The organism is Rhizobium sp. Root482 (assembly GCF_001426565.1).
Classification (GTDB): Bacteria; Pseudomonadota; Alphaproteobacteria; order Rhizobiales; family Rhizobiaceae; genus Pararhizobium.
Window position 1 is genome coordinate 190,516 of the sequence record NZ_LMFA01000021.1, and the last position, 18,051, is coordinate 208,566.

Genomic DNA, 18,051 nt, shown 5'->3' on the forward strand with positions numbered 1-18,051 from the left:
AGCGGCCGGCAAAGACTTGCAAAATTCAGTCGAGCTTATGCCAGAGCGGCATCGTCATCGTCGTCGCCCGCTTCCGGACCGCCGTTCTCAAGGAACTTTTCCGCGATCAGGCCGGCATTCTGGCGCAGCGAGAGCTCGATCTCCCTGGCCGTATCGGGATTGTCGCGCAGGAACGACTTGGCATTTTCCCGACCCTGCCCCAAGCGCTGGCTGTTATAGGAGAACCAGGCGCCGGATTTCTCGACGATGCCGGCCTTGACGCCGAGATCGACCAGTTCGCCGGTCTTGGATACGCCTTCGCCATACATGATGTCGAACTCGACCTGCTTGAAGGGCGGCGCCATCTTGTTCTTGACGACCTTGACGCGGGTCTGGTTGCCGATCACTTCCTCGCGTTCCTTGACGGCGCCGATGCGGCGGATATCGAGACGGACGGAGGCGTAGAACTTCAGGGCGTTGCCGCCCGTCGTGGTTTCCGGCGAACCGAACATCACGCCGATCTTCATGCGGATCTGGTTGATGAAGATGACCATGCAGTTCGACTTGGAGATCGATGCAGTCAGCTTGCGCAGCGCCTGGCTCATCAGACGCGCCTGGAGACCCGGCAGGCTGTCGCCCATTTCACCCTCGATTTCGGCGCGCGGAACGAGCGCCGCGACCGAATCGATGACGAGAACGTCGAGCGCGCCGGAGCGTACCAGCGTATCGGTGATCTCAAGCGCCTGCTCGCCCGTGTCGGGCTGGGAGATAAGCAGGTTTTCGAGGTCGACGCCGAGCTTGCGGGCATAGACCGGATCGAGCGCATGTTCGGCATCGACGAAGCCGCAAATGCCGCCCTTCTTCTGGGCCTCGGCAATGGTCTGCAAGGCCAGCGTCGTTTTGCCCGAACTTTCGGGACCATAGATTTCGATAACGCGTCCCTTGGGAAGACCGCCGATGCCAAGCGCGATATCCAGGCCGAGAGACCCCGTGGAAACGGTTTCGATCTCGATGATGCTGTCTTTTCCACCGAGCTTCATGATCGATCCCTTGCCGAACGACCGTTCGATCTGGGAGAGAGCCGCTTCAAGTGCCTTGCTTTTATCCACCGATTTGTCCTCTACAAGCCGCAAAGAATTTTGTGCCATGTGATCCACCTTTTAGGTTATGGAAGCTAATGAGGCAATGAAGCCGCCGCTGAAAGGTTTGTACACTTTTTGTTCTCGTATTGCAAGCACCCTCTACGGAGCTGAATTCACGAAATAAAATGGCTTTTGTTCAATTTTTGTTCCGGGCAATGTGAAACTTGCCGTGACAGTGACGAATGAAGGCGTTCCGATGGCGCCAAGCCTCGAATCGTAGGCGGAAACGGACGGGAAATCGCATGACGGGCAAGACTGTTTCGATCTTCGGTGGCGCGCATATCGACCGGCGCGCCCGCATCGCCGGGGAGACCGTGCCGGGTGCCAGCAATCCCGGCAGTTGGTTCGAGGAGGCCGGCGGCGGCGGCTTCAATGCTGCCCGCAATCTCGCCCGGCTGGGCTCGGTGGTCAGGATGATCAGCCCGCGTGGCGGCGACGCGGCCGGCGAAATGGTGGCGCAGGCTGCCCTGCACGCCGGTGTCGTCGATTGCCCCTTCGTTTTCCTCGATCGCAAGACCCCGAGCTACACCGCCATTCTCGAGAATGACGGCAATCTGGTGATCGCACTTGCCGACATGGACCTGTACCGGATGTTTTCGCCGCGCCGATTGCAGCAGAGGGCGATGCGCGATCATATTTCCATGAGCGACCTTATCGTGACCGATGCCAATCTGTCGGCGGAGACGCTGGCGGGCCTGATCGAACGGGCCGGAGCGGAACGCAAGCCGGTGGCGGCAATCGCCATCTCGCCGGCAAAGGTGGTGCGGCTTTCCGGCAGTCTTTCGGGAATCCGCTTCCTTTTCATGAACGAGGCCGAGGCACGCGCCCTGGCGGGCCGCGATGTCGCCGATCCCGCCGAATGGCCGGCCGTGCTTGGCGCCACCGGCCTCAGTGGCGGCGTCGTCACCCGCGGCGGGAAGCCCGCGATCGCCTTCGAGGGCAGCCAAGCGGTCTGCGTTTCGCCGCCAAGCCTCGATACCCTTGGCGACGTCACCGGTGCCGGTGATGCGCTTGCCGCCGGTTTCCTGTCGGCCTTCCTTGCCGGCGAAGCACTGGAGATGTGCCTGCGCTCCGGCATTGCCGCTTCCGTCGTTACCGTGCGCTCGCCGCTGGCGGTGTCGGAAAAAATGTCCGCCGAAACACTTGCGGAAGCGATTGCGCTTGTGCCGCCGGCGGAAATCCTGTCATGAACGCGCCGTTCAAGCCTTGAAAGGACTTGCTATGACCAAGCCATTCTCTCCGTTGTTGCCGATGGCATATTCCGACGAAGTCGCCGCCGCCAAGGCGCGCAACGCACCGATCGTGGCGTTGGAATCGACGATCATCACCCATGGCATGCCCTTTCCCGGCAATCTCGACATGGCCCGCAGCGTCGAGGCGATCATCCGGGAGGAAGGTGCCGTGCCGGCAACCATCGCGGTCATCGACGGCGTGCTGCATATCGGGCTGGAGGACGCCGAGCTCGTGGCGCTGGCGCAGACGCAGGACGCGATGAAACTGTCGCGCGCCGATCTTGCCTTTGCGCTGGCCGAACGCCGCACCGGCGCCACCACGGTCGCCGCGACCATGATTGCCGCTGCCCGGGCCGGCATCCGCGTCTTTGCCACCGGCGGCATCGGCGGCGTGCATCGCAAGGCCGAGGAGAGTTTCGACATTTCCGCCGATCTCGATGAACTGGCCCGCACCGGGGTCATCGTCGTCAGCGCCGGGGCCAAAGCCATCCTCGATATCCCGAAGACGCTGGAAGTGCTGGAAACGCGTGGCGTTCCGGTGGTCACCTATGACAGCGAGGTATTCCCGGCCTTCTGGTCACGCGATTCCGGCCTGAAAAGCGCGTTGATGCTCAACAGTCCGGCAGCGATTGCCAATTTCCAGAGGATGCGCGACCAGCTCGGCGTCGATGGCGGCATGCTGATCGCCAATCCAGTGCCTGAGGAAAACGAAATCCCGCGCGATGAAATGGAAATCTATATTGCCCGCGCGCTCGACAATGCCGCCCGTGACGAGATTTCCGGCAAGGCGGTGACGCCCTATCTTCTCGACAGCATTTTCCGGTTGACCGATGGCCGCAGCCTCGCAACCAATATCGCGCTCGTGGAGAACAATGCGCGGCTGGCGGCCGAGATTGCGGTCGCGCTGATCTAGGCCGCTTCATGGACAGGGACTAAAGCCGGTTTCACGCCGCCCTCAGACTGCTGACAAACGCTGAAATCCCTTGTGAGAAGAGATCGAAACTCCGATTTCCGTCTTCCTCGCCCTTGTGGCGGGGATCCAGCGACCCGACGTCCGTCGGGTCAAATGACCCCTCAGCCCAAAGACTTGGGCTGGCTGGATGCCTGTGACAAGCACAGGCATGACGGAGAGAATAGGTACCGCGTGCCAACCCGGACATTCGATGAATGACCAAGTCCAGCTTCGCGCCGCTTTTCGCTTGGGGTCGGCGGCAAAGACCGCCAGCAGTGCTTGCTGCCGCTCAACTATCCAGCATTTCCCGCACCGCGACGGCAAGCTGCTTCAGCGAGAAGGGCTTGGACAGGAAACCGAACTTGGCGTCGGCGGGGAGATTTCGGGCAAAGGCGTCTTCCGCGTAACCGGAGACGAAGATGAACTTCAGATCCGGATAGGTCTTGCGGATTTCTCTCAGCAGCGTCGGGCCGTCCATTTCCGGCATGACGACATCGGAGACGACGATATCGACGGCGCCGCCGAGCTCTTCCATGATCTCCAGCGCCTCGACGCCGGAGCCAGCCTCGTGGACGGTGTAGCCGCGGGTTTCCAGCATGCGCTTGCCGCCGCGGCGCACCGCCTCCTCGTCCTCCACCAGGAGAACGACGGCCGAATTGCCGGTGAGGTCCGCCGGCTCCTCCGGCTTTGCCGGCGCCTTCAAAAGCGGCACGGCCAATGCCGCCTCGCCGCCTGCCCCGGCCGGCTGCTCTTCCTCGACATAGCGCGGCAGAAGAATGCGGAAGGTCGTTCCCTTGCCCATTTCGGATTCGGGATAGATATAGCCGCCCGATTGCTTGATGATGCCATAGACCATCGACAGACCGAGCCCTGTGCCCTTGCCGACCTCCTTGGTGGTAAAGAATGGCTCGAAGATCTTGTCGAGGATTTCCGGCGGAATACCGGTGCCCTGGTCGGACACCTCGATCATCACGTAGTCGTCTTCCGGCAGGTCGCGCCGGTTCAGCGCAGCGACGTCTGCCGCCGGCAGGTTGCGCGTGCGCAAGGTGATGACGCCGCCATGGGGCATGGCGTCACGGGCATTGACGGCAAGGTTCAGCACCACCTGCTCGAACTGCCCCAGGTCGGTGCGCACCGGCCACAGATCGCGGCCGTAATCGACCTCGAGCTTGACATTGGTTCCCGTCATCCGATCGACCAGCATGCGCAGGTCGCCAACCACGTCGGTCATGGAAAGCACGGTCGGGCGCATCGTCTGCTTGCGGGAGAAAGCCAGAAGCTGGCGGACCAGCACGGCCGCGCGATTGGCGTTGCGCTTGATCTCCATCAGATCGGCGAAACTCGCATCCGAGGGACGCGCCGACAAAAGCAGATGATCGGACGACAGGAGGATCGCCGTCAGCACATTGTTGAAATCATGCGCGATGCCGCCGGCAAGCGTGCCCACGGCATTCATCTTCTGGGTCTGCGCCATCTGGGTTTCGAGCGCTTTCTGCTCGGTGATCTCCACCGCATAGACGATCGCCGCCTCCTCCGGCGCCTGGTCGCTCTGGTCAATCACGGCATTGACGTAGAAGCGGAAATGCCGCGCCTCGTCGGTCGGGTGCAGGGAATCGATCGGCGCGATATCGCCTTGCCGGTCCTTGGCGGCGTCCAGCGCCTCGTGCAGCCGCGACCTCTCGCTCTGATGGACAACGGCCTCAAGCAGCGCGCCGTGTTCCATGTCGTCCTGCGAAACAACGGCCGAAAACAGCTTGAGGAACGGCGCATTGGTCCTGAGAATCCGCCCGTCGCCATCGACCGAGGCGATCGCCATCGGGGTATTGTTGAAGAAGCGGGTGAAGCGCATTGCGGCAATCGAGGCCGACTGGTCGCTCTCGTCGTCGCTCGAGCGGGCAAGCACGATGGTGCGGCTTTCGCCGGGTGCGCCGTCGCGGGTCGAAGAAACCCGGTGCACCATGCGCACCGCAAAGCTCTGGCCGTTTGCCTTGCGCAGGTCGAGGTCGAGCGTCTTGGTCTTCTTGAGGCCCGGCTCCGCCTGGACGGATTGCACCAGCGCCAGCCCCTCGCCCGCCACAAGATCGGCAATGGTCATCGAGCCCGGCTGGAATTTCGTCAGGTCGAGACCCAGCCAGTCGGCGAGCGTCGCGTTGACATAGAAGATCTCGCCCTTCCTGCCGGCCGAAAAGAAGCCGGCCGGCGCATGGTCGAGATAGTCGATGGCGTTCTGCAATTCCTTGAAGAAGCGCTCCTGGTCGTCCCGCTCGGAGGTGATGTCGGAAATCTGCCATATATAGAGCGGGTTGCGCTCGCCATCCTCCAGGGGCAAAACCCGCGCCTTCAGCCGGAACCAATGCGCCCCCGATCCCGCCGGCCCGCCGCTTGGCCGCAGCGGCTTCAGCAACCGAAACTCCTCATGGCCGGGCTTGCCCTCGTGCAACCCGTTGGTCAGCCGATAGATCGCTTCAGTCGCCTCGCGATTGCGCGACAGGATGGTTTCCAGCGACTGGATATCGGTCGATTTCGTCGCCCCGGTGAGCGCACCATAGGCGGCATTGGCATAGATGATCCGGCCCTTTCGGTCGGTCACCAGCGTACCGTCCTGGTGACCGTCGAGAAAGGCACGCGCGAGTTCATCCGGGCGCGATTGCGGCATGACCTCGATAAAGCCGATCACCGAGGACACCAGGAAAAAGATGCCGACCATGGCCAGCACGCCGAGAATGCCAAGCACGATCTCGTTTTCGAGCTGGTTCTTGAAGACGACGAAGGCGACGGCCGAGCCTGTGAGGACGATGGCAAGCAGAATGATCCGCAGCACCGTGCCCGGCCGGGTTCCACGGTCCACAATCGGCATGTGGTAATCACCGGCCTGACGCAATTTCGTCATCAAAGTCCTCGTCTGCAACCGGCATCGGCGCCTCCGGAATGGATGCGCAAGTTCGGGCCGCCTGCCCGGCCCGACAGTCGGGCGACAGGTCATCGACCCGCGCCGGCGAACCGCGAGCGCCAAGCGAGAATCATCTTTAACAGCCGCAGCCAAGCGCAGAAAGCACCTGCATGAAAGCCATCGCCGACAATTCACAGGGAATGTCCGCCATGGCCTCGCCGAAGCGGCACGGCGCGCTATATCGCCAGCGAACAATGAGGCTTGGACAAATCGAAGGCGCTGCTTGTCTCTGTCCGAAAAAAACCGTCAAATGAGCGAGCTGAGCCTCAGAGCCGCATTTTAGGAAGGAGAATAGCACATGATAGAGGATATCGTTGGCAACAACGGTACGCGTTTCATCATTGCCGCCGGCGCCGTGGCGCTCGGGCTGCTCTGCCTCGTCGCCGTGCTCTGGTTCATCCGAAACCGTCCGTCCTCGCCCTTCATCCGCGGCGGCAAGAACCGCCAGCCGCGGCTCGCCGTCCTCGATGCTGCCGCGATCGATACCCGCAGACGGCTGGTTCTGGTGCGGCGCGACGATGTCGAGCATCTGATCATGATCGGCGGGCCGACCGACGTCGTCATCGAAAGCAGGATCGCCACCCAGGCGCGGCCCGTGCCGCAGGTAACGGCGTCCGCCCCCGAAGCAACGACCGGACGTCCCGAGCGACGCGCCCAGCTGCCGGCTGAACCCGGCGCTGCGCCGGTTTCCGGAATGGGACAGGTTCTCTACGGCGAAGACACGGGTACATCTGCGGTTGTCAGGCCGACGGCGTCGGTACGGGCAAGGCCGGAAACCCTTGCTGCCCCTTCCTCTGCCGCAGCGCCACGCCAACCGCTTCCCGAGCGGAAAGCGGTCGCTGAGATGCCCCCGCGTCCCCAGCCCGTTGCATCCCCCGGCGGAACGCCGGTGGCGACGGCCTCTGCCAAGTCGCCGGAAGACATATTGGAGGCGGCCAGGAGCCGCGTCCTTGCGGCAAACCAGACGACTGCGCACCCACGCCCTCTGCCGCAGACGCCAACGACCATTGCGCCCGGGCCTCAGGGTCCGCAGGACCAGCAAGATCCCGTCGCCACGGAATTCGAGCGTATTCTCGATGCCGAGATCAGCGGCGACCTTGGCAAGCTGACGGCGGAGGATGTGCGCGTCGATGGCGACAGGCGAACGCCTGCTCCCTCTCCGGCAACGGCGGTCCGACAGGAGCCGCGGCTTAGCAACGCACCCGGTGGGCGGACCGAACCGACGCTCGAAGACGAGATGAACCGGATGCTCAACGAGATCGCGGTCGGTCGCAAGAATTAAGCAGACAAAGAAAAACGGCGCGAGATCATCGCGCCGTTTTGATGTGATACCGGTTTAACTATTCGTCGCGGTAGACTTTTTCCCGACGCTCGTGACGCTCCTGCGCCTCGATCGAAAGGGTGGCGATCGGCCTCGCGTCGAGACGCTTCAATCCGATCGGTTCACCGGTTTCCTCGCAGTAACCGTAGGTCCCCTCGTCGAGCCGCTGCAGCGCGGCATCGATCTTGGAGATCAGCTTGCGCTGCCGGTCGCGGGCCCGAAGCTCGATGGCCCGGTCGGTTTCGGAAGAGGCCCTGTCTGCAAGATCCGGGTGGTTTGCACTTTCCTCTGCGAGGTGTCCGAGCGTTTCACGCGCCTCACGGAGGATATCGTTTTTCCAGGCGTTCAGTTTCGCCCTGAAATACGCACGCTGGTTGGTGTTCATGAATTCCTCGGTCTCGGACAGGACGAAGGAACTAAGATCGATCTTCTCACTCAACGCGATTCTCCTGAAGAACATCTCATGTGCGGCGGTGTATAGACCCATGCCGACGCCGTTTCAAGTCTCTGAAAAACAGCCCACTGTTTTTTAATCTCTGCTTACATTGAGCCTAACAGGTTCATATTTCACCAAAATTACAGTCTGCTAGATTTCCGTGTAATAGCCCGGACACGAGACTGGTCGTCAGTGCGGACAATTGACTGCGCCTCTCGCGCAGCAATGAATCCGAAGAAATGGATGGGGCGGCTTGATCTTTCGGTGGCGGCATCGGACAAAGCCATATGCAGGACGCCTGCCGAAGGCGCTCTGCCATCTGTGCGAAAATCGTTTGGGACCCCGCCTCATGTCCGTCGCCCCGATACCGGTTTTCCGGATTTATCTTCTCCGGCACGCGCGTGCCGCCTGGGCCCTTCCGGGGCAGTCCGATTTCGACCGGCCGCTGGACGATCTCGGTTTTGCCGACGCCGAAATCCTTGCCGACACGGCGGCCGATCGCGGCTATTCGCCGGGCCTTGTGCTGTGCTCGACGGCGTTGCGTTGCCGCCAGACGGCCGATGCTTTCCGCCGGGCGCTGCGCGAGGATCTGGAAATCCGCCATGTCGACGCGCTCTATGCCGGAGCCGTCAACGTCTATCGCGACCTGATCGCCGCCCAGGCGGATCGCGCCTCGCTGATGGTGGTCGGCCATAATCCGGTGATCGAGGAAATCCTGCAGGAATGCCTTGGCAACGAGGCCGCCGCATGCGCCATTCCGGCCGGTTATCCACCGGGCGCCCTGGCTGTGGTGGATTTCGACGTGCCTCCCACAGGCGGACCATTGCCGATCGGCCGGCTTGCCGACTGGCTCGATCCTGGCGTCCATCTTGCGTGACGGGTGCGGCACTCTCTTTTTTCGGCCGCTCCGGCGACCTATATCGCCTATGATCGCGCCCGGCCTTCCGGCCGGAATTGTCTTCTGTTCGCAACGAAAGACCTGACGTCCATCATGAACCGCTTCACCGACGACGCGCGCCTGGCACTCGGCACCCTGGCCGACCGGGCATCGGATTTCGTCAACCCGACGCTGAGGCTCGGCGTCACCGGGCTTTCGCGTGCCGGCAAGACGGTGTTCATCTCCTCCCTTGTCCATAACCTCCTGAACAACGGCCGGCTGCCGGTATTCGAGGCGGTCCGGTCAGGGCGTGTGTCGAAAATCCGGCTGGAACCGCAGCCCGACGACGCCGTGCCGCGCTTCCAATACGAGGATCACATTGCCGCACTGGTCCGCGATCGGCTCTGGCCGGATTCGACGCGAGCGATCTCCCAATTGCGCATCACGCTCGACTACGAGAGCGCCAGCGGCTGGAACCGGCTTTTCTCGCCCGGCAGGCTGTCGATCGATATCGTCGATTATCCCGGCGAATGGCTGCTCGACCTGCCGTTGCTTGCCCAGGATTTTCGCACCTTCAGCGAAAGAACTGCGGCGCGGGCAAATACCGGCATGCGCGCCGAACTCTCGGCGGAATGGCGGACGCTGGCGGCGTCGCTCGATCTCGCCGCGCCGGCAGAGGAGGCCGATGCGCGGCGGCTTGCCGAGACTTTTACCCGCTATCTGCGCGCCTGCAAATCCGACGAGCGCTCGCTCTCGACGCTGCCCCCCGGCCGTTTCCTGATGCCGGGCGACCTGGAGGGATCGCCGGCCCTCACCTTCTCTCCACTCACCAGCCTGCCCGAGGGTCGTGCGCCAAAAGGCTCGCTGTGGGCGATGATGGAGCGGCGCTACGAGGCCTACAAGTCCTATGTGGTCAAGCCGTTCTTTCGCGATCATTTCGCCAGGCTCGACCGGCAGATCGTGCTGATCGACGCGCTGCAGGCCATCAATCGCGGACCGGAATCGCTCCTTGATCTGGAGGGGGCGCTGGCCGACGTGCTTGAAAGCTTTCGGCCCGGCACCAACGGTTTCCTGACCTCGTTCCTGACCAGGCGCATCGACAAGGTGCTGATCGCCGCCGCCAAGGCGGATCACCTGCATCACGAAAGCCATGATCGGCTGGAGCGGATCGCGGCGCGGCTGGTCCAGCGCGCGGTCGAGCGCATCGGAATGAGCGGTACCGGCCTCGAGGTCATGGCGATCGCCTCGGTGCGCGCAACCCGGGAGGCGACCGTCAACCATGACGGCCAGGCTCTTCCGGTCATTGTCGGAACACCGATTTCCGGCGAGACGATCAATGGAGAAACCTTCGACGGAAACCGTAAAACAGCTATATTTACCGGTGACTTACCGGCCAATCCTGATGTTCTTTTTAAAGACCTTGACGTCCGGCCGCAGGAAAGTCTGGTTGCCGATCTGAACTTCGTTCGCTTTCGACCGCCCCATATCGAGGAGACCGGAGGCGGGCTGAAACTTTCGGTGCCGCATATTAGGCTCGACCGGGCGATGCAATTCCTGTTCGGAGACCGGCTGGCATGAGCGACATCCCGAAAATTCCCCAGCGAAAGCCGGCCGCCTTCACGGTTGAGAGCGAGCCGTCAGCTTCGAAAACAGTACGTCGCGCGCCATCAAGCTTCGACGACAGGATCGTCATGACCGAAAACGCGGACGATCCTTTCGCCGCGACGACGAGCACCCTTCCCGACGTTCCGCTCGCAACACCGCGCCGGCGCCGGTTTTCCTTTGCCAAGCTCGCCTTCGGGGCGCTTGGCATCCTCCTGTCGCTCGCCGTCGGGCTTTGGGTCGACAGCCTCGTGCGCGATCTTTTCAGCCGTGCCGACTGGCTCGGCTATCTCGCCATTGCGGCAGCCGCCATCGGCATTCTCGCCTTTCTGGCCGTCATTGCCCGCGAGGCGGCGGGGCTGATGCGGCTGAATGCGGTGCAGGCGTTGAAGCAGGAGGTCGTGGATGCCGGCCTGTCGCCGGGGCCGAAGCCGGCGCGCCAGGTCATGGCGCATCTCACCCATCTGCTGGCGACGAAGCCTCAGACAGCGCGCGGGCGGCTACGGCTGAAGGAAACCGAAACGGACATCATCGACGGCCCGCACCTCATCGATCTCATCGAGCGCGAGCTTCTGACACCGCTCGACCGCGAGGCACGTTTCCTCATCCTCAACGCGTCCAAGCGCGTCTCAATCGTCACGGCGGTCAGCCCGCGCGCACTCGTCGATCTCGGTTACGTCATCTATGAATCGGCCCGGCTAATCCGCTCGATGGCCGATCTCTATGGCGGCCGGCCGGGCACGCTGGGTCTTTTCCGGCTGGTGCGCGATGTCATCGCCCATCTCGCCGTTACCGGCTCCATCGCCGTCGGCGACGGCCTTGTCCAGCAGGTGCTTGGCCATGGTCTCGCTTCGAAACTGTCGGCGCGGCTTGGCGAAGGCGTGATCAACGGCCTGATGACGGCCCGCATCGGCATCGCCGCCATGGATCTCTGCCGGCCGATGCCCTTCCAGGCACTGAAGCGCCCCGGCATTGGCGACTTCATCGGCGACCTGACGCCCGGAGCCTCCCGGCAGCGAACGCCGGACGAAAGCTAGATCCCGGCATACCATTCATAGCCGAGATCTTCCCAGAAGCCGCCCTTGCCGCTGCCGAAGGGAGCAAGCGTCGATACGAGTTCGATGCCCTTGATATATTTCGCCATCTTGTAACCGAGTTGGCGTTCGATGCGGACCCTGAGCGGGGCGCCATTGGCCACCGGCAGCGCCTGATCGTTGCATCCATAGGCGAGGATCGTCTGCGGGTGGCGGGCGTCAATCAGGTCGATCGATTCGTAATAGGGCACCGCGCCGGACAGGCCGAGATTCATTTTGTCGAAGCAATGGAAGACGACGAAACGCGCCTCCGGCTTGACCTTGACCTCGTCGAGAACCGCGGAAAGGGGCACGCCCGTCCATTTGGCAATGCAGCTCCAGCCCTCGACGCAATCGTGCCGGGTCACCTGCGCGCGCGCCGGCATGTTGCGCAGTTCGGCGAGGCTGAAACTCACGGGCTTTTCCACCAATCCGCCGATCGTCAGGCGGTAATCGGCAAAGGTCTTGTCCTTGAGCGCCAGATATTCAGGCTCGCTCGGATCGGTGGAACCGTTCGGCCGCTGGCCTTGCCGGATTTCGCTCTCCGAAAACTCCGGTGCAAGAGTGTCCGCACCGATCAGTATGCGGTGTGCCCGATAAGTGAGGCCATTGGCGGAGGCAAGGACGTCGCGCACCGGGCTCTGGTTCGACAGAAATCCATCAAGCGCGTCGCAGCCCGACAGGGGAACGGTGGAGGCGGCAACGCCGGCAAGCGTGAGGAAACGACGGCGATTGATGGCGAGCGGGCTCATGCTCCGTGCTCCTCCTTCTTCTCGGGATCAGTCCGGTACCAACCAGTCAGGATCGAGCGCATTTCATTGAACGGGCCTGCCGCGACGATCATGACGACATGGACGATGAAAAAGACGACCAGCAGGGCCATGCAAATGAAGTGAATGCTGCGCGCCGTCTGCCGCCCGCCGAACAGGTCCAGAAACCAGGGCCAGGCAGCATTCATGCCGGGCGACATGGCCAGGCCCGTGAGGATGATCAGCGGAAAGATCAAAAGCAGCACCGCCGCATAGGTGAGTTTCTGCAGGCCGTTGTAGCGGCTTTCACGATGAAAGCGGAACCGCAAGTGATCGCCGATGCTGCGTGGCAGGCTTTTGATATCGTCCAGCGAAGGCAGGATATCGCGCCTGATGTGCCCGCTTAAGAGGCTGCTGAAGAACCAGGTGAGGAAGGCGGCGGCGAAGAGCCAGGCGAAGAAGAAATGGATTACCCGTCCGGTTGCCAGATCCTGGTAGGAGGGCAGCGTCGCCCAGGCGGGAAAGCCGCGATAGGATGGATTTTCCGCAGATCCGCTCATACCGAAAAGACCCGTGGTTTTGAACCGTTGGCCAAGGACCGTCGTATAGCCATCGACCGAACCATCCGCATTCCGCATCGGCCGCATGGACAACACGCTGTTGTCGAATTCGAAGCCGGATTGCTTGCCGATATAGAGGGTGGGATGAGCGTTGAATATCTGCAGTCCGCTCAGGAGCAGGAAGAACAGCGCGATCGCCCAGGTCCAATGCGTCAGACGCGTCGCCACCCGGTGCCGATAGATCACCTCGCCCCCGTCACGCGCCGAGGCATGCCGCGATTCGACCTCATCGACTATGCTCATCTGCCATCCTCCACTCCATCATTACGTACCAAGCCGCCGACCGGTTTCAAACGCATATCCTGTCACCGCCACGCACATCCTGGTGATATTGCCGTGAAAGCCGCCATCAGTGGTTTCCGTAACCCCAAACGCAGCCGGCGGCCTGAAACATTTCGTGAGTTGGACAAGCCTTTCGAAGTGGCACCTGAAACGCTCCATTAACCATTTAAGCGCAAATGTAGCTTCACATTCCGGACGCTGACCATCAAGGATCGTTTATGTTTTCGCGCCCCTCTTTGATTGCTCGCGGCATTGCCGCAGCCACGCTTGCCACAGTTGCCGGCGCTGCTTCGCCGGCCCTTTCGGGCGCCGGCGACAAGGCGTTTTTCGAGCAGGTTTCCGGCCAGTGGAAAGGCCCGGGCGAAATCGTCGCCGGCAAATACAAGGGCACCAAATTCACCTGCGACCTGACCGGTGAAGCAGCCGACGGAACCGCCGGCATCAAGCTCGACGGCCATTGCCGCGTCGGTGTCTTCAAGCAGCCGATGTCGGCCGTCATTACCCAGGCGGGCAAAAGCTATACAGGCAGGTTCCTCGATGGCGCCGATGGCAAGGGCCTCGACATCGTCTCGGGCAATGTTGCCAAGGACAAGGTCGTCGTCGGGATCAACCGCAAGAAGCTGAATGGCGCGATGATCGCGCGCCTCCAGGATCCTTCGACCCTCAACATCACCATTTCCGTCAAGGTCGAGGACACGATGGTGCCGGTGATCGGCGTCAGGCTCAGCCGTGAACTCGACAATATAGCCGTCGGATCGATCAAGAAGTAGCAGGCGTTCCCAGCCAGGCCCGGCGGTTGATTTCGTTCAGACGCCGGATGCAGCGCGGCGGCGCCACCAATCCGTGCCCGGATCAGCAATTTCTATACCCGTGACATCGGCGTCTCGCAGCCAGTCTGCGACGCTCCGGCCGGACACGATGAGGTCCGGCGCGAAATCGGCAAGCGGCTTCAAAACGAATCCACGCGAGACCATGCGCGGATGTGGCAGTTCGAGCGTCTCGGTGCGCCGCTCCAGCCCGTCGACGGTCAGGATATCGATATCGATCGTGCGTGGCCCCCAGCGCTCCAGTCGCTCCCGCTTCATCCGCCGCTCGATCGACAGGCAGGCATCAAGCAGTTCTTCGGGGGAAAGCCCGGTGCGAACCTGCGCGCAGGCATTGAAGAACCAGGCCTGATCGATTTTGCCCCAGGGCGGAGTGCGATAAAGCCTTGAGACTTCCGTGACAGTGCAATCCGGCAATGTGTCGAGAAGGTTCAGGGCGCGCGCCATGGCGGCGGCGGGATCGCCGATATTGCCGCCGAGGCCGAGCGTTGCCAGATGCGACCCCATGTCAGGCAAAATGTTCCACGGTGACCTCGACATAATCGAGCACGCCGGGCACAGGCGCATTCGGCTTGCGGATCGAGATCTTTGCCCGGCGTATCTGCGGGAAGCGCGAACAGAGCGTGGTTGCAACCTCCAGCGCCAGCGCCTCGATCAGATAGCGCCGGCGGCCGGTGATGATCGCCTCGATCTCGGTGAAGGCGATGCCGTAATGCACGGTATCGTCGATCGAATCCTCGACAAGGGCGTTACCCTGTTCGACGTCGAGTTCGGCATCGACGAAAAAGCGCTGCCCCAGAAATTCCTCCTCGTCATGAACACCGTGGCGCGCGAAGAAGGCGCAGTTCTTGAGCGTGATCGTATAGGTCGCCGTCATGGCCGAACTCCCTGTCTTTCTGCGGCAAGCATAGCATCCGCCATCAGCAGCGCATCCCTGTTGATTGCGACATCGTGTACCCGGAAAACCGCAGCGCCTAACATTCTCAGCAATGCCGTGGTGGCCGCCGTCCCGATATCCCTCTCCTGCGCCTCGCGGCCGGTCACCGCGCCGATGAAGCGCTTGCGCGAGGTTCCGGCCAGCAAGGGCAAGCCAAATCCGCGCAATTCCTCGAACCGCGCCATCAGTTCGAGGTTCTCCCGCGTATCCTTGGCAAAGCCGAAACCGGGATCGAGCAGGATATGCTGCCTCTCGACGCCGGCCGCAGCCGCGATATCGAGCGAGCGTTCCAGGAAAAGATATTGATCGGCAATGACATCCGGCAGTTTTTCACGGTCGCGGCCGGTGTGCATGATGCAGAGGCCCGCCCCGCTGGCGGCCGCGATCACGGCGAGTTCCGGCTCGCGCTGCAATCCGTGCACGTCGTTGACGATATGCGCTCCGGCGGCAATTGCCAGCCGCGCCGTCTCGGCGCGATAGGTATCGACTGAAAGAACCACATCGGTATTTTTTGCCAGTTTCGAGATGACCGGCAGGATGCGATCCTGTTCTTCGCTGGCGGTCACGGCGGCCGCGCCCGGTCGGGTCGATTCGCCGCCGATGTCGAGGATGTCAGCGCCCGCCTCGATGCAGCGCAGCCCCTGCGCGACCGCGGCCTCCGTCGTGTCATAGGTGCCGCCATCCGAAAACGAATCCGGCGTCACATTGATGATCGCCATCAGCATGCCCTTGGGGCCGAGCGTCAGGCTCCGTCCATGAGCCAGATTCCAGGTGAAAGGCTGGAAGGGATCGTTCATGCTGTCACACTTCCTTCCATCAATTTCCACCCTGGGGCGATGGCATCATGCGCGCGACTGTGGCAAAGACGCATCCGCCGCTTCCGAGGCGCGCCGGTATCCGATCTTCGCCAGCGCGGGAGCATCTTCTATTTGCTGTTGCGCTCCGGCTGGCTATGCCCCAAGCTTGACGGAAGTTCAACTGCCGAGACCTCATCCCCATGCCCATTGCCCGCATTCCTTTCGCCGCGCTCCTGATTGCGGGTTTCTCGACGATCCTGCCCGCGACAGTGCCTGCCGAAACCGTCATCAACAAGACGATCACCTATTTCTCCGTGGGGGGGCGCACGGCCGAAGAGCTCGACAAGGCGCTGTCCAGTCACGGGCCGATGATGAATTCGACCGGCACCCGCCATCCCGGCGCCACCAAGATCAAGTTCGGCGGCACGGTGACCTATGTGAAGCACGGCGAACGCTGCGCGGTCGGCAGCGCCAAGGTGACGCTCAGCACGAGGCTGATCCTGCCGCGCTGGAAAAACCGAAAAAAGGCGAACAAAGATCTCGCCCTCGTCTGGGACACCCTGTCTCGGGATATCAAACGTCACGAGGAGCGCCATGCCGAGATCGCCCGCAACCATGCCCGCAAGCTGGAAAAGGATTTTATGGCGCTGAAGCCCGAGGCCGATTGCGAGCGCATGCAGGCCCGCGTGGCGCGATTGAGCGAGACCGCCATCGAGAAACACGACCGGGACCAGGCCCGCTTCGACCGCACCGAGGCCGTCAATTTCGACCGACGGATGATCCGGCTGCTGCAATATCGCCTGGATAGCATGACGAAGTGATGCGAGCAGCAGGCGCCGCGGCGTACGGCCGCCAAGGTTCCCGGCGCTGCTTCACCTGCCTGGCCCGAAACTTGCGCCTCAACAGTATCTCATTGGTGATTTCTAGCGATAGAACAGCAACGCAGCTTGCGCTATAGTTCAATCATGGAGTGAGAGACAGCACATGAAAGCTTTGCTCGCCTCACCCGGTTCCGCCCGAGTATGCGCCCATGACGGGCGAGAGAAGCCGGAAGTATTGTTTCGCGCTTGACTGTCCTGTTCTGGATTGCAACCGACCGTCCGGACCGTCATGCACAGATGTTCTCCTGGCGTATGCTTTTTCGACGGATGTTCCCTCCCTCATCCCTTCGAAATGCGCCCTCCTCGCCCCGCTTGTCGGCAACGACCTGCGGGGCTTTTTCTTGCCGGCGTATTGCTAGAGCATCGTTCGGCCAGTCTCAGGCCTGGCGCTCGGGAACGTGAACGACGAGCCCGTCCAGGCCATCGTTCATCTTGATCTGGCAGGACAGCCGCGAGGTCGGCCTTACGTCATAGGCGAAATCGAGCATGTCTTCCTCCATCGCCTCCGGCGCACCCACGGTCGGCGACCATTGCTCGTCCACATAGACGTGACAGGTCGCGCAGGCGCAGGCGCCGCCGCATTCCGCCTCGATCCCCGGAATAGAATTGCGCACCGCGTTTTCCATGACGGTGGAGCCGCTCTGGACGTCAAGCTCATGGCGCGTGCCGTCAAAGGCGATGATGGTCAGTTTTGGCATGGTTTCTTCCGGATTCCTGGCGTTTTATCGGCGTGCCGCAGGAACGATCACGCCGCCCCTTCTAAAGGCGGCGGCGGCGGCAGGCGGCTAATTTCTTTTGATTTCTTCCAACAAATCGTCGCGCCAGTCAACACGCGGCCGGCAGGCGAAGGCCTTGGTCGTCCGTGACCCTTCGTCGCGATCGCTGGAGCCGATCTATCCGCGCGGTTACCGGCAGAGCTTGAGGATGAACATTTCCGCCTCGAGCACCGCGGCTGCGAGCATTGCCAGATGGCCGGCATCGTCCGGCGCGCCCTCGACCTTGGCCGCTGCCGAAGCGACCGCGGATGCGCCGATAGCGAGAGCAGCGCCTTTCATCCGGTGGGCCGTGGCTTGCCGCTCCGCCGGGGTGGCGGGGGAAAGCTCCTTCATCAGCTGCCGTGCCTGTCGCGCAAAAATCTGCAGCACCTCGATTTCCAGTGCCTTGTCGCCCATCGTCTGCTGGGCAAGGTGAAGAAAATCGATCGGTCTGGAGGCCGACGGGCAAGCGGCCCCGATCGTATCGGGCGCCTCGAATGCAATGCGCAGTGCAGCCATGTACCCTTATCCCCGTTCTGTGCTTTTCTGGAGCAACTGCCCGTCCGCCTTGAAATTGCCTCGGCCTGTCGTTCTATCGCATGGCGCAAGGGTGGCGAAGTTCCCTGGTCGGGGCTTCTACCT

At 62.2% G+C, this 18,051-nt stretch carries 19 protein-coding genes; 9 read left to right on the top strand and 10 right to left on the bottom strand.

Features of this window, described 5'->3' with window-relative positions; genetic code table 11:
• Nucleotides 1-35: 35 nt before the first annotated feature.
• On the bottom strand, nucleotides 36-1,127 hold the full coding sequence (recA, locus tag ASD31_RS15075; protein ID WP_056335267.1) for a recombinase RecA: 1,092 nt from the start codon (nucleotides 1,125-1,127) through the stop codon (nucleotides 36-38).
• A 236-nt stretch (nucleotides 1,128-1,363) separates the two neighbouring features.
• Here recA and ASD31_RS15080 point away from each other — a divergent pair, with 236 nt between their 5' ends.
• The gene (locus ASD31_RS15080; protein WP_056335269.1) at nucleotides 1,364-2,311 is read left to right on the top strand and encodes a carbohydrate kinase family protein; all 948 of its coding nucleotides are present in this window, start codon (nucleotides 1,364-1,366) and stop codon (nucleotides 2,309-2,311) included.
• Between the two features lie 31 nt (nucleotides 2,312-2,342).
• Nucleotides 2,343-3,266, top strand: coding sequence for a pseudouridine-5'-phosphate glycosidase (locus tag ASD31_RS15085; protein ID WP_056335272.1), 924 nt, complete (start codon nucleotides 2,343-2,345; stop codon nucleotides 3,264-3,266).
• A 328-nt stretch (nucleotides 3,267-3,594) separates the two neighbouring features.
• On the opposite strand, the gene cckA is transcribed toward ASD31_RS15085, so the two are convergent.
• Nucleotides 3,595-6,195 (bottom strand): cell cycle histidine kinase CckA, encoded by a 2,601-nt coding sequence (cckA, locus tag ASD31_RS15090; RefSeq protein ID WP_056335274.1) that lies wholly within the window; start codon nucleotides 6,193-6,195, stop codon nucleotides 3,595-3,597.
• A gap of 170 nt (nucleotides 6,196-6,365) precedes the next feature.
• Between cckA and ASD31_RS26025 the strand changes: the two genes are divergently transcribed.
• Both ASD31_RS26025 and ASD31_RS15095 read left to right on the top strand, forming a co-directional pair.
• Nucleotides 6,366-6,509 carry a hypothetical protein gene (locus ASD31_RS26025; protein WP_156392678.1) on the top strand — a complete coding sequence of 48 codons (144 nt, stop codon included), beginning with the start codon at nucleotides 6,366-6,368 and terminating at the stop codon, nucleotides 6,507-6,509.
• A 44-nt stretch (nucleotides 6,510-6,553) separates the two neighbouring features.
• Nucleotides 6,554-7,537 (top strand): flagellar biosynthetic protein FliO, encoded by a 984-nt coding sequence (locus ASD31_RS15095; RefSeq protein ID WP_056335277.1) that lies wholly within the window; start codon nucleotides 6,554-6,556, stop codon nucleotides 7,535-7,537.
• Between the two features lie 58 nt (nucleotides 7,538-7,595).
• On the opposite strand, the gene dksA is transcribed toward ASD31_RS15095, so the two are convergent.
• The gene (gene dksA, locus ASD31_RS15100) at nucleotides 7,596-8,015 is read right to left on the bottom strand and encodes an RNA polymerase-binding protein DksA (RefSeq protein ID WP_018324683.1); all 420 of its coding nucleotides are present in this window, start codon (nucleotides 8,013-8,015) and stop codon (nucleotides 7,596-7,598) included.
• 346 nt (nucleotides 8,016-8,361) lie between these two features.
• Between dksA and ASD31_RS15105 the strand changes: the two genes are divergently transcribed.
• The 3 genes from ASD31_RS15105 to ASD31_RS15115 all read left to right on the top strand — a co-directional run bounded on the left by ASD31_RS15105 (nucleotide 8,362) and on the right by ASD31_RS15115 (nucleotide 11,528).
• Nucleotides 8,362-8,889 carry a SixA phosphatase family protein gene (locus tag ASD31_RS15105; RefSeq protein ID WP_056335279.1) on the top strand — a complete coding sequence of 176 codons (528 nt, stop codon included), beginning with the start codon at nucleotides 8,362-8,364 and terminating at the stop codon, nucleotides 8,887-8,889.
• 114 nt (nucleotides 8,890-9,003) lie between these two features.
• Nucleotides 9,004-10,467, top strand: a complete 1,464-nt coding sequence (locus ASD31_RS15110; RefSeq protein WP_056335823.1) for a YcjX family protein — start codon at nucleotides 9,004-9,006, stop codon at nucleotides 10,465-10,467.
• Nucleotides 10,464-11,528: a YcjF family protein gene (locus ASD31_RS15115; protein WP_056335281.1), complete on the top strand. Its 1,065-nt coding sequence runs from the start codon at nucleotides 10,464-10,466 to the stop codon at nucleotides 11,526-11,528. Before ASD31_RS15110 ends, ASD31_RS15115 begins: the two co-directional genes overlap by 4 nt.
• On the opposite strand, the gene ASD31_RS15120 is transcribed toward ASD31_RS15115, so the two are convergent.
• Entirely contained in the window at nucleotides 11,525-12,316 is a 792-nt protein-coding gene (locus tag ASD31_RS15120; RefSeq protein ID WP_056335284.1) for a molybdopterin-binding protein, read from the bottom strand. The two genes, ASD31_RS15115 and ASD31_RS15120, sit on opposite strands and share 4 nt — an antisense overlap.
• A complete protein-coding gene (locus ASD31_RS15125; protein WP_056335287.1) occupies nucleotides 12,313-13,176 on the bottom strand; it encodes a cytochrome b/b6 domain-containing protein in 864 nt (287 codons plus the stop codon). The genes ASD31_RS15120 and ASD31_RS15125 overlap by 4 nt, the downstream gene beginning before the upstream one ends.
• Nucleotides 13,177-13,433: 257 nt before the next feature.
• On the opposite strand from ASD31_RS15125, the gene ASD31_RS15130 reads away from it, so the two are divergent.
• A complete protein-coding gene (locus ASD31_RS15130; protein WP_056335289.1) occupies nucleotides 13,434-13,985 on the top strand; it encodes a hypothetical protein in 552 nt (183 codons plus the stop codon).
• Nucleotides 13,986-14,021: 36 nt separating this feature from the next.
• Here ASD31_RS15130 and folK read toward each other — a convergent pair whose 3' ends face one another.
• From folK to folP, 3 genes are read right to left on the bottom strand one after another with little or no spacing between them, the layout of a single operon-like run.
• Nucleotides 14,022-14,546, bottom strand: coding sequence for a 2-amino-4-hydroxy-6-hydroxymethyldihydropteridine diphosphokinase (folK, locus tag ASD31_RS15135; protein ID WP_056335291.1), 525 nt, complete (start codon nucleotides 14,544-14,546; stop codon nucleotides 14,022-14,024).
• Nucleotide 14,547: 1 nt separating this feature from the next.
• A complete protein-coding gene (gene folB / locus ASD31_RS15140) occupies nucleotides 14,548-14,916 on the bottom strand; it encodes a dihydroneopterin aldolase (protein ID WP_056335294.1) in 369 nt (122 codons plus the stop codon).
• Nucleotides 14,913-15,773, bottom strand: coding sequence for a dihydropteroate synthase (folP, locus tag ASD31_RS15145; RefSeq protein ID WP_056335297.1), 861 nt, complete (start codon nucleotides 15,771-15,773; stop codon nucleotides 14,913-14,915). Before folP ends, folB begins: the two co-directional genes overlap by 4 nt.
• A 200-nt stretch (nucleotides 15,774-15,973) precedes the next feature.
• Between folP and ASD31_RS15150 the strand changes: the two genes are divergently transcribed.
• Nucleotides 15,974-16,594, top strand: a complete 621-nt coding sequence (locus ASD31_RS15150; RefSeq protein WP_082520581.1) for a DUF922 domain-containing Zn-dependent protease — start codon at nucleotides 15,974-15,976, stop codon at nucleotides 16,592-16,594.
• Nucleotides 16,595-17,031: 437 nt separating this feature from the next.
• Here ASD31_RS15150 and ASD31_RS15155 read toward each other — a convergent pair whose 3' ends face one another.
• Both ASD31_RS15155 and ASD31_RS15160 read right to left on the bottom strand, forming a co-directional pair.
• The gene (locus ASD31_RS15155) at nucleotides 17,032-17,352 is read right to left on the bottom strand and encodes a 2Fe-2S iron-sulfur cluster-binding protein (RefSeq protein WP_056335299.1); all 321 of its coding nucleotides are present in this window, start codon (nucleotides 17,350-17,352) and stop codon (nucleotides 17,032-17,034) included.
• 207 nt (nucleotides 17,353-17,559) lie between these two features.
• Nucleotides 17,560-17,928, bottom strand: a complete 369-nt coding sequence (locus ASD31_RS15160) for an Hpt domain-containing protein (RefSeq protein WP_056335301.1) — start codon at nucleotides 17,926-17,928, stop codon at nucleotides 17,560-17,562.
• Nucleotides 17,929-18,051: the final 123 nt, after the last annotated feature.

Coding starts and splice junctions, on each gene's coding strand:
- ASD31_RS15105 (WP_056335279.1), top strand. CDS start 8,362: ATGTCCGTCGCCCCGATACCGGTTTTCCGGATTTATCTTCTCCGGCAC.
- ASD31_RS15160 (WP_056335301.1), bottom strand. CDS start 17,928: ATGGCTGCACTGCGCATTGCATTCGAGGCGCCCGATACGATCGGGGCC.
- ASD31_RS15085 (WP_056335272.1), top strand. CDS start 2,343: ATGACCAAGCCATTCTCTCCGTTGTTGCCGATGGCATATTCCGACGAA.
- ASD31_RS15155 (WP_056335299.1), bottom strand. CDS start 17,352: ATGCCAAAACTGACCATCATCGCCTTTGACGGCACGCGCCATGAGCTT.
- folP (WP_056335297.1), bottom strand. CDS start 15,773: ATGAACGATCCCTTCCAGCCTTTCACCTGGAATCTGGCTCATGGACGG.
- cckA (WP_056335274.1), bottom strand. CDS start 6,195: ATGACGAAATTGCGTCAGGCCGGTGATTACCACATGCCGATTGTGGAC.
- folK (WP_056335291.1), bottom strand. CDS start 14,546: ATGGGGTCGCATCTGGCAACGCTCGGCCTCGGCGGCAATATCGGCGAT.
- ASD31_RS15120 (WP_056335284.1), bottom strand. CDS start 12,316: ATGAGCCCGCTCGCCATCAATCGCCGTCGTTTCCTCACGCTTGCCGGC.
- ASD31_RS15080 (WP_056335269.1), top strand. CDS start 1,364: ATGACGGGCAAGACTGTTTCGATCTTCGGTGGCGCGCATATCGACCGG.
- recA (WP_056335267.1), bottom strand. CDS start 1,127: ATGGCACAAAATTCTTTGCGGCTTGTAGAGGACAAATCGGTGGATAAA.
- ASD31_RS15130 (WP_056335289.1), top strand. CDS start 13,434: ATGTTTTCGCGCCCCTCTTTGATTGCTCGCGGCATTGCCGCAGCCACG.
- folB (WP_056335294.1), bottom strand. CDS start 14,916: ATGACGGCGACCTATACGATCACGCTCAAGAACTGCGCCTTCTTCGCG.
- ASD31_RS26025 (WP_156392678.1), top strand. CDS start 6,366: ATGAAAGCCATCGCCGACAATTCACAGGGAATGTCCGCCATGGCCTCG.
- ASD31_RS15125 (WP_056335287.1), bottom strand. CDS start 13,176: ATGAGCATAGTCGATGAGGTCGAATCGCGGCATGCCTCGGCGCGTGAC.
- ASD31_RS15095 (WP_056335277.1), top strand. CDS start 6,554: ATGATAGAGGATATCGTTGGCAACAACGGTACGCGTTTCATCATTGCC.
- ASD31_RS15150 (WP_082520581.1), top strand. CDS start 15,974: ATGCCCATTGCCCGCATTCCTTTCGCCGCGCTCCTGATTGCGGGTTTC.
- ASD31_RS15115 (WP_056335281.1), top strand. CDS start 10,464: ATGAGCGACATCCCGAAAATTCCCCAGCGAAAGCCGGCCGCCTTCACG.
- ASD31_RS15110 (WP_056335823.1), top strand. CDS start 9,004: ATGAACCGCTTCACCGACGACGCGCGCCTGGCACTCGGCACCCTGGCC.